The sequence below is a fragment of the Campylobacter pinnipediorum subsp. pinnipediorum genome (genome assembly GCF_002021925.1).
GTDB lineage: Bacteria > Campylobacterota > Campylobacteria > Campylobacterales > Campylobacteraceae > Campylobacter_A > Campylobacter_A pinnipediorum.
This window is the reverse complement of sequence record NZ_CP012546.1, coordinates 1,061,225-1,070,151: the sequence shown is the minus strand read 5'-3', so window position 1 is coordinate 1,070,151 and position 8,927 is coordinate 1,061,225. Positions and strand designations below refer to the sequence as shown.

The following is an 8,927-nucleotide window of genomic DNA, read 5'->3' as shown; positions in this document are numbered from 1 at the left end:
ATATCATCTAATGTTAGGTCTTTAAACATTTAAGCTGTCCTCCCTAAAAATTTTAAAGCTTTTTTCATATCGTTTATACGATACATTTTGCATTTTGTGCCTTTGTCGTTTGTATGCCATCGTGATTGTAAAATGCCTTGTTTTGCTAATGGTGCTAAGTATTGATTTGCATTGCTTCTTTTAAAATCAGTCGCTGTCATCTCTTTGCCAAACTTGATAAAATCAGATACTATTTCTTTGCTAATTTTTAAGGAGCTCATCGTTATACCTTTCTATAAGTAAATCTTGCCAAAAATTAATAGCTTTATAAACTTTTGATATTCGCTCATCATCTCTTGCTTTAAGTGGGGCTTTTTGAAGTTTTGTTAAAAGCTCTCTTGCTAGTTTAATTCGTTCATTTCCAATAGGTGTTAGGTCTAATAATTCGCTTGGCTCTACATCGTATAAGTATTTAGTTGGTGTCATTATATTCATTTGTATACCTTTATGCACTTTGTTCTATTAGGTTATCTATCGCATTTGGGTCGCTTAGTAGTTGCAATACCTGTTCTTTACTAAAACGACTTACTACATCTTCTGCAAGGTCTTCATCTATGCCACGAGCTACGAGTTCTTTTTCTAGCTCATCGTGTGGTAATGTTTGTGGTTCTATCTCAACTTCTAATAGCTCTTTTTTCTCTTTTTCGCTAACAATTTCATTTAGGTTTGGTTTCTTAGGCTGAATTGTTATCTCATCGCTATCTTGAAGTTCTTCTTTTGATTTTATGCCTAGTTTTACTTCTGGGTAGTATTCGTTTATAAAAAAGCTTTGAGCCCTGTATCTAAGCATAAGTTCTGGCATCGTTTTCCATTTTGAGCCGGATTTACTTAGCCAACCTTCAGCAGCTGCCATATCAAGTGTGATAGTAGAGCCCCTGTAAGTCTCGCCGGTTTCGGCATCTATGGCTTCACAATAAGCACTTTTTTTATCATCTGATATAATTGTCTTTAGCCTTCCTTTGATTTTACCACTCATATTTAACCTAGCTACTAAAAACTTGGTTTCAAAGCTTGGCTTCCCGTATATGATAAATATGCTTTGTGCTATCTCTAATGGGCTTACATTCATTCTATAAGCCAAATCATAAACAACTACTGCATTTGATGTAGATATAAGCTGTGCATTTGGCCCTTGTCCTTTTAAGTGTTGTGGAAAAAACACAGACATACTAAAAGCCTTTGCTTGTCTTTGTTCTAACTCAAATCTTTGCATTTGTGTTTGTATTTCTGTTATCTCGGTACTCATCTTATGCTCCTATCTGTTTTGTATAAAATAATCGTTGTCTTCCCAAACATAAGCTATCAAAGCCCCAACATCTGTGTAGGTCTTGTCTAGTTGTGTTCTTATATCGTTTAGGATTTGAAATGTTTTTTGTTCTTTTGTAAAAAAGCACTCTTTTAGCTTTTGGCATTTTTGATAATAGTAGTTTCGCTCTAAGATGGCATTTTTATACATAGCCTTATAACTATCATCATCAACCTGTGCTGTGTAAATCTTTTGTGCTTTGACTAACTCTTGTTTTAGTGCTACTATCTCTTTGTTTTTCTGTGATATTTGGGATTTGTAGCCTAAAACTTGGTAATTATGGTGCTTACCTTGTGCCATTTGATAGGCTTTTAGGTTTGATATCTCATTCACATAAGTTATATTTTTTTCTCTTATCTCGTTTGCTTTTTCAAGCTCTGCTAAAATAGATTTTTCTAGCTCTTGCTCCGCCCATAGTCTAAACTTTTTGGCTTCCTTGCTTCTTATAAACATACCAAGCTTAACAATTCCACGTAAAGTCCATTTTAACATCTCTTGTTTGCCACCATTGGTTGAAATAACTTCATACACAAAATGTATATTTTCTGCTATCTCGTCTGAATGCTCTGCTTTGTGGTTTCTTATTGTTGTTAATGCTACACCATAACCATTAGCGACTTGTTCTGTTGTAAATGTTTGGAATGTATGAGCCTTGTTTGTTGCTGTAAATAAATTTTTCATAATAAAATCCTTGTGGTAAATATTTATGTTCGAATTGTATCATCATTATAAATATTTGTCAAGTAATTTTATTTATATTGTAAAGTTTTTATCTTAATTATTATTTACCATATAAAAAAAGGGGTATCAGTATTTCTGACACCCCTTTGGTTTAATCTCACAAAATAATGGCTTAGGATTGTTTAGCTTCATCTAATAATTTAAATGCTTGTTTGAATTTATCTAGTTGTTTTTTTACCTTGTTATGAGCCAATAAAAGGTTCATAAATTTTATAGCCATCTCTGGTGGCTCTTTTTGTGTAGCCCATTGTGCTGGGGTATTGTCAGCAACGCCTATCATCTCTGCTAATTCTTTTTGTGTTATCCCTAGTATTCTGCAAGTATGTTTAACTATGTTTTCATTACCATAATACATAAATTTAATTTCATCATCTGTATAACCACATTCTTTACATACTAAATAAGAGTCTTCTATCGTTGCTCCTGCAAGTTTATCAGCTCTGTCTTGTTTGATTTTTTCATTGCCACATTTAGGGCATTTATAATTTTTAGGTATCATTATCACTCCTTAGTTTTTATAATTTTATTCAAAAACATATTAAAAGCTTATTTAGGTTGTAATACAATGTTTAAGCTCCTACTTCTTGATAAAATTTCCAGTTTGGTAAGGCTAGTGTTTGTATGTGATTTACTTCGTTGTCTTTAAACTCAGCATAGCCCCACCATTCGTTTTTAGCCTCGCATACTTTGTAAAGGTCAAGCAATCTTAAATAATCATCTCTGCCTTTATCTATGGCTGTTTGGTCTAGCTCATAAAAGCCCACCATATAAGGCTTTTTGGTTTCTACTGCGATAAATAAGAAGTTATTTACTTCTTTGCCGTTTTGTCTTAAAATATCGCTGTAAAAACTTGCTTGTATGTGATAGTTAAAGTTTGCTACACTCTTTGCAAAGCCTGTAGCACTTGCATCTGATGTAGTCTTTAAATCAATGGCTAAACCTAGACTTTCATTATAAAAATCGGGGCGACATTTGACCTTAACACCTTCAATCTCTCCAAAATAGCTCTGTTCTGCTAAGCCGTTTTTTAAAAACAGCCCGGTCTCTTTCATAGAAAGAACCTTTAAAGCTATCTCTTGTGCTGTTTCGTTTAAGCTTTGTGGGACTATGGTTTTATCGCCTACACTTGTTAAAAACTCTTGATAGGCTTCTTTACCGGCTTTGGTTCGCTTATCACACACAGGCTCTATGATAAACTCATTGTTAAAATCTTGTGGTTCAAGGACTAATTTATGAACTAATGAGCCTAAAATCAAGGTTTGGCTTGGCTCTGTTTCAAACTCACTTTTAAACTTAAAGTGAAATGGGCTTTTTGCTAATTTATCAAGGTCGCTTTTGCTTATCTCACTTCTTGAGTGGTATTCTTTGTTAGTTAATGCTATGTTTAAATCAATATCAAGCATTTAACACTTCCAAATTAACAAATTCTGTTATTCCAGCTTTTCCTAGCAAATCTTTGACTTTTCCAAGTAAAATATTTCTATCTGCATTAGCATTTGCTTTGACATTAAAATCAGCTCTTATTATGTATATTACTTTGCCATCTTCGGCTTTGATAGGAGCTTGCTTTACTGTCTCTTGTATAGCTTCTTGTTTTTCTCTTTCTAGTCTTTTTTGTTCTTCAATTTTAGCTCTTTGTATAGCTTCTTGTTTTTCTCTTTCTAGTATTTCTCTTAGTTCTATTTCTCTTTGTCTTGCTCTTTCTTCGGCTTTAGCTTTTGCTTGCTCTGCTATTTCTCTATCTCTTCTTGCTTTTTCTTCTGCTTCAAGTTTTGCTTTTAATATCTCGTTTTCAATTATTGCTATTTTATTGTCTATCGCTTCTTTTGTTGTTTTTGCTATACTTCCACTAGGTGTTACTGCTGTTAATTTTACAAACTCATACACATTAATAAGTTCTGTATTTATAGATTTTTCTTGGCATTGCGTATTTATATAAGCTTGCACAGTTTGTTTTATAACTTCAAGTTTTTTATTTTCAAAATCTGCTACATTATCTGCTATTGACTGTCTTCCATTATCAATAATTAAAGCAATTTGTTTTTTCTCGTCTTTTAGTTGGTTTATAGGTATGGAAAATCTATCTATAAACTCCTTATATTTTATATCAATCTCTTTTTTGACTTTGTTAAAATTTGCCATAACTTTTTTAGCTTCAGGGATGTTATCTTCTGTAACATTTATGCTATACTTATTAACTTCATTTTGTACTTCTTGTTTTATATTCTCAAAGTTTGTTGTTAAGACTTCATTTGTGAAATCAACTTTTAAAATTATATCTGTCATTTTGTATCCTTTGTTTTTTTATCTTTTTACCCAAATAACGGTTTTGAGTTTTGATTACTAAAAAATGTTTTACTATCTTCATAACTAATCCTTGTTTGTAATTAAAAAAATGCTCTTGCTTGAGTTCTTATCTCATCTTGTAAATCTTTGTATTTGATATACTCTTCGTAGTTTGATACTAAATGCTCGATTTCTTCGCTTGCATTAGCAAGGATATCATCTAGCTTTGAGCTAAACTCATCAAATAATGCATCAGCTCTTGCTTGCATTTGTTCGTGTGTCATTAAATCCTTTTCATAGCTTTCTAATATCATTGTTAAATCCTTTCTAGGTGCAAAAATCTTATATTTTTGATAACTGCACCTTTTTTTTGAAATAAACTCAAAATCTTTTTTATAGTTTTCATAATTACTCCTTTTTTTACACATATACAAACCCTTACAACTCCAATTATTTTTGATTTAATTAATAAGGAGTTTTTTATGTCTGCATGGTTTTTATGTTTGATTTTTTGAAGTCATAAGGGCTTGTATATGTGTAAAAAATCTGTTATACTTTGCGAATGGAATGGATAAATTATCTTAAAACGCTTAATGCTTATGAACTAATAATCTTTGTCGCTGGTTTTTGTTGTGGTTGGCTTGTCGCTTTTAAATATTTTCGTTTTAAAGATAAGAAAATATTCATAACTCAAAGCACCGGCAACTGCACTATACCCGTTAAAATCAACGGTCAAGTGATGGACTACACAACAAATGTTGTTATCACTTATGAAAATAACAAACCTGTTCGTGTCGGCTGTCCTCACTTTAATAAAGGCAAGTGCGAACTAGCTAAAACCGATTGCGAAGCTTTAAATAAACAAGTCTAATTGTATCAACTATAAAGACTAAAAACCAAGCAAAAAGCACAAGCTCACAGCCTGTGATAATGCCAAACTCAAAACCTCTAATAAATGCTTCTATCATCTAATATCCTTTAAAACAAAAAAATACACACTAAGCAAGTTGCTAAACCGCCGCTGAAAATCAATTTCTATTAAGAAAGGTTCGATAACTCTATTTTCTAAAAAGTACTATAAGATGTCAATTGTTGAAAGCTCATTGCCTAATGTGCATATTTTTGTTTTAAAAAGTGTGGATTTTACTACCCCCGAACACACTACTATCGGGGCTTGAACCGAGTATATAATTATCGTCTACATACTGACGCTACCCGTAGCTTTAGCTAAACCCTAGCTAGGAGTGGGGCTCCTTTGTTTTGTTGGTGTAATGTTAATATAATTTACATTAAATAATACTTAAAAAAGTAAATAATACTAACATTTTGTAAAAAAATATAATTTTATATGGTTTTATTTACTTTTATTTGGAATTTAAATATGTATTGATAGAATAATTCATATAAAACATTAAAAGGGGTCTTGTATGAATAGACTTTTTGTTGTTATATGTATAATGGCTTTTGTTGGATGTAGCCAATATGATTTAGAAAATAATATTAATACTTATTTTACTTCAAGAGATGTTAGGCACGGTGTTGATTTAGATTGGGATAGAATATCGCATAATTCTACAAAGTCTGGTTTAATAGCTTCTGGTATAGGTCTTGGGGTAGGTATAATTGGTGCTGTTTTTGGCAAAGCCAAACAGATGATTGATGAGTATCAATATGAAAAAGAGATGGAAGAATACGAAAAAGAGCTTGAGAGTGAAAACAATGCGACTGCAAAAGACAATAACACAACAATTCCACTACAAGCTGAATGAAGCAAAAGATATTTAATAGTATTTTCCTATAATACTAAGTCATTCGGCAGATAGCTCCGTGCGACTCTGCCAAATAAAGATAACCTTTGACGGATTAAAGCTGTAGTCTTGGGCTCAAGGTAGGCATTTGCTTAGTATTCTGCATGCTCCTGGGTTATCTTTATTTTTTACTATTCAATCTAAGACTATTGTTGTTTTTTGGAATTATCTTTTTGTTTTGGTCTATTGCCTATTATTGCTGGTGTCATTGCAACAATAGAAGATATGAGACCAGCTATCGCAATACCAACTTCGCCTTTTTGTATAGCAAAAGCAGTTACTGCTATAAGTGCAAATAGTATTAATGTGATAAATATTTGTCCCCTAAAATTATATTTTGCTATCTTCGGGGCTTCTTCTGCTCTTAGGACTTGCTCTTTTTCTTCTAATGTTAAAATTCTATCGTCTGAATTATGTCTATGGGTTTGTTCTTTTTCCAAATACTCTAACACACGTTCTGTATAATTTGGGTTTTGCTTAATAATGTCCGAAAGTTCTGATGGAATAAAATTTATATTTAGATTTTGCTGTATAGCTTTATCTATAAAAGCTTTAGGTGTATTTTCTAAATTATTATTTTGTTTTTTCGGTATTTTTTTGTTCGGCATAGTGTTTTTTAAACTCTTGTATACGTGCATTAAATATTTTTTCTGATAACTCGCCACGCTCATTAAGAGTACTTATTTCAGATGTGTTTACAAATCTAAAAGCATTTTTAAAGCCAAAGATAAAAGCTTTTAATGTTTCACTCATAAGTCCTCCTTGTTGTTATTGACAATAATTATATTAAATAATGGGTTAAAAGTAGTTAAAATATAACAAATTAACTACTTATTTTATCCCACTATCTGAAAATGTTAAGCCTTTTGAAATTTCAAACTTGATTTTTCCACAAACCTTACCTAAAATCTCATATTCGTAACCATCTTTGTGTGGATACATATCGCCGTATTTTGGGTTTAGTGAGATTAGCTTAACAGCATTGTTTGGTAAAAACTCAACACGCTTAATATAAACTACATCACCAACCCTAACTACATAAATACCAGCTATTTTGACAAAATCATATCTGTGATTTACCATATCCACAATAGCCAGGTCGCCCTCATCATACTCAGGAAACATACTATCTCCTACGACTTCAAATAATTTTAGATTTGCGGGGTTTAGGGCACCTATAAACTTTTTATCTACTGCAACTCTTGTCTCGCTCTCAAACAAGCTTAAGTCAAAAGCACCTTCAGCACCCGCACCTATAAGCATTTCTGATTTTGGTAAAAATACTGTGTTTTTTATCTGTGCTTGGTTTGGGATTAGGTCAGCATACTTTGCAAAATTGTTTTTTAATTCTTGTTTTACAATTTGTCTGTTAATTTCTAGCTCATCATCAAAAAAGAAAGTCATAGCAACACCGCACGCATCAGCAATAAGTTTTAATGTTGCGATAGGCGGAATAGCAACATCTGTTTCATATTGTGTTATTGATGCACGATTTATACCAAGCAATTCAGATAATTGCAACTGCGTTAACCCTTTTAATTTTCTTGCTTTTTTAATTTTGCTACTTAACGACATAACTTATCCCCTTTTTTTGTAAAAGTTAATTTTACTTAACATAATGATAATTAAATTAACATTATTAAGTATTATTTAATGTAAATTATATTAACATTATCAAATGAAAAGAACAAAAATTAAACTAATTGACATAGCAAAAGCTACAAATAAGACACACTCTGCTGTCAGTTTGTGGTTTGGCAAATCAGCTTACCCAAATATCAAAGATATTGAAACAATGGATAAGGAATTCAACATACCTGCAACAGCTTGGTATGACATTCATTCTTATATCTTGAATAATAGCGAAAGATTTGGTGCGATTAAAACATTACGAAAGCAACACAATGACAACACAAAAGTATGACAATAGCAGAAGCTTTAAATTAAGCAATCAAAATATCGCAAATATCGTTGAGATACAAAACAAGAAAGGATTTAAGAGCGATAGCGAGGTCATAAGATTTTGTCTTGATTTTGTTAAAGCTTTTATAGATAAAGACTTAGAGACACAAACCATAGCAAAGATACTAGAAGATGTAAACTCAGGGAGTAAAAGATGAATGAATTAGTCGTTTTGCTTGTTGTAATAGTTTGTATGTTTGCTACCGGGTTTTTACTAGGTTTTGGAATTAAAGATTAAGGAGGAAAGATGAGCGAAGACGAGATTTATAAGGCTTTTTTGGATATTGAAATAGCCCTTTTAAGTGTAGATAATTGTGTAGCGACAGATGATACTAAGGCTGAGCCTGTAGATGGTTATAGCTGGAGAATAGATAATAAAAATAGCTTTGATGCTTTGTGTAAGTTGAGAAAAATTTTAAAAGCAAAGGAAGAGATAATGGAAAAAACGAGAAATGAGAGAAAAAGACAAAAACTAAAAGATAAGGCTTTTAAGAAAATAGTTAAGGAACTTAGAAAGATAGAAGATTGGCACGACCAAACAAGTGTTTTAAGAGCTGTTAGTTGTTATCTAAGACTAGCTCTCACCTAAGTTTTATTTATTAGTTTTTTCTAAATCGCTAAGAGTGTTTTTAATCTCTTTAGCGATTTCATTAAAGATTTGAGAAGCTATCTCGCCTAATTCATTAGTGGGTTTGTTGGTTATGTTTTCGTTTTTAGCTATTACGGCTTTGGTTAATTCTAGGATTAATTCTTTGTCTGTCATATAAGTCCTTTGTTTGGATTTT

At 31.8% G+C, this 8,927-nt stretch carries 17 protein-coding genes; 5 read left to right on the top strand and 12 right to left on the bottom strand.

All coding sequences use genetic code 11. The annotated features are described in order from the left end of the window. Positions 1–29 precede the first annotated feature (29 nt). The 8 genes from CPIN17260_RS05570 to CPIN17260_RS05535 form a co-directional block, all read right to left on the bottom strand. A complete protein-coding gene (locus CPIN17260_RS05570; RefSeq protein WP_078387807.1) occupies positions 30–260 on the bottom strand; it encodes a hypothetical protein in 231 nt (76 codons plus the stop codon). Continuing rightward, positions 241–474, bottom strand: a complete 234-nt coding sequence (locus CPIN17260_RS05565) for a hypothetical protein (protein ID WP_078440715.1) — start codon at positions 472–474, stop codon at positions 241–243. The genes CPIN17260_RS05570 and CPIN17260_RS05565 overlap by 20 nt, the downstream gene beginning before the upstream one ends. A 10-nt stretch (positions 475–484) precedes the next feature. After that, a complete protein-coding gene (locus tag CPIN17260_RS05560; protein ID WP_078387805.1) occupies positions 485–1,285 on the bottom strand; it encodes a hypothetical protein in 801 nt (266 codons plus the stop codon). Positions 1,286–1,294: 9 nt separating this feature from the next. Continuing rightward, positions 1,295–2,026, bottom strand: coding sequence for a BRO-N domain-containing protein (locus CPIN17260_RS05555; RefSeq protein ID WP_078440714.1), 732 nt, complete (start codon positions 2,024–2,026; stop codon positions 1,295–1,297). Between the two features lie 172 nt (positions 2,027–2,198). Next, complete coding sequence (locus CPIN17260_RS09415) at positions 2,199–2,585, bottom strand: hypothetical protein (protein ID WP_226996912.1); 387 nt, start codon at positions 2,583–2,585, stop codon at positions 2,199–2,201. 70 nt (positions 2,586–2,655) lie between these two features. Continuing rightward, positions 2,656–3,489 carry a PD-(D/E)XK nuclease-like domain-containing protein gene (locus CPIN17260_RS05545; RefSeq protein ID WP_078440713.1) on the bottom strand — a complete coding sequence of 278 codons (834 nt, stop codon included), beginning with the start codon at positions 3,487–3,489 and terminating at the stop codon, positions 2,656–2,658. Beyond that, complete coding sequence (locus CPIN17260_RS05540; protein ID WP_078440712.1) at positions 3,482–4,372, bottom strand: DUF1351 domain-containing protein; 891 nt, start codon at positions 4,370–4,372, stop codon at positions 3,482–3,484. Before CPIN17260_RS05540 ends, CPIN17260_RS05545 begins: the two co-directional genes overlap by 8 nt. 101 nt (positions 4,373–4,473) lie before the next feature. Then, a complete protein-coding gene (locus CPIN17260_RS05535; protein ID WP_078440711.1) occupies positions 4,474–4,686 on the bottom strand; it encodes a hypothetical protein in 213 nt (70 codons plus the stop codon). Between the two features lie 248 nt (positions 4,687–4,934). Here CPIN17260_RS05535 and CPIN17260_RS09215 point away from each other — a divergent pair, with 248 nt between their 5' ends. Both CPIN17260_RS09215 and CPIN17260_RS05530 read left to right on the top strand, forming a co-directional pair. Then, complete coding sequence (locus CPIN17260_RS09215) at positions 4,935–5,243, top strand: hypothetical protein (protein WP_153300941.1); 309 nt, start codon at positions 4,935–4,937, stop codon at positions 5,241–5,243. Positions 5,244–5,799: 556 nt separating this feature from the next. Continuing rightward, complete coding sequence (locus tag CPIN17260_RS05530; RefSeq protein WP_078440710.1) at positions 5,800–6,141, top strand: hypothetical protein; 342 nt, start codon at positions 5,800–5,802, stop codon at positions 6,139–6,141. A 185-nt stretch (positions 6,142–6,326) separates the two neighbouring features. Here the strand turns inward: CPIN17260_RS05530 and CPIN17260_RS05525 are convergent, their stop codons facing one another. The 3 genes from CPIN17260_RS05525 to CPIN17260_RS05515 all read right to left on the bottom strand — a co-directional run bounded on the left by CPIN17260_RS05525 (position 6,327) and on the right by CPIN17260_RS05515 (position 7,755). After that, positions 6,327–6,788: a DUF2335 domain-containing protein gene (locus CPIN17260_RS05525; RefSeq protein WP_069637509.1), complete on the bottom strand. Its 462-nt coding sequence runs from the start codon at positions 6,786–6,788 to the stop codon at positions 6,327–6,329. Continuing rightward, positions 6,754–6,933, bottom strand: coding sequence for a hypothetical protein (locus CPIN17260_RS09210; protein WP_069637508.1), 180 nt, complete (start codon positions 6,931–6,933; stop codon positions 6,754–6,756). Before CPIN17260_RS09210 ends, CPIN17260_RS05525 begins: the two co-directional genes overlap by 35 nt. 78 nt (positions 6,934–7,011) lie before the next feature. After that, positions 7,012–7,755, bottom strand: coding sequence for an XRE family transcriptional regulator (locus CPIN17260_RS05515; RefSeq protein ID WP_078440709.1), 744 nt, complete (start codon positions 7,753–7,755; stop codon positions 7,012–7,014). A 220-nt stretch (positions 7,756–7,975) separates the two neighbouring features. Here CPIN17260_RS05515 and CPIN17260_RS09545 point away from each other — a divergent pair, with 220 nt between their 5' ends. The 3 genes from CPIN17260_RS09545 (at position 7,976) to CPIN17260_RS05500 (ending at position 8,731) form a co-directional block, all read left to right on the top strand. Beyond that, positions 7,976–8,104: a hypothetical protein gene (locus CPIN17260_RS09545; RefSeq protein WP_257787824.1), complete on the top strand. Its 129-nt coding sequence runs from the start codon at positions 7,976–7,978 to the stop codon at positions 8,102–8,104. Next, positions 8,085–8,300, top strand: a complete 216-nt coding sequence (locus CPIN17260_RS05505; RefSeq protein ID WP_078440707.1) for a hypothetical protein — start codon at positions 8,085–8,087, stop codon at positions 8,298–8,300. Before CPIN17260_RS09545 ends, CPIN17260_RS05505 begins: the two co-directional genes overlap by 20 nt. Positions 8,301–8,389: 89 nt before the next feature. Further along, positions 8,390–8,731: a hypothetical protein gene (locus CPIN17260_RS05500; RefSeq protein ID WP_078440706.1), complete on the top strand. Its 342-nt coding sequence runs from the start codon at positions 8,390–8,392 to the stop codon at positions 8,729–8,731. Positions 8,732–8,734: 3 nt separating this feature from the next. On the opposite strand, the gene CPIN17260_RS09205 is transcribed toward CPIN17260_RS05500, so the two are convergent. Next, positions 8,735–8,905: a hypothetical protein gene (locus tag CPIN17260_RS09205; RefSeq protein WP_157887341.1), complete on the bottom strand. Its 171-nt coding sequence runs from the start codon at positions 8,903–8,905 to the stop codon at positions 8,735–8,737. Positions 8,906–8,927 lie beyond the last annotated feature (22 nt).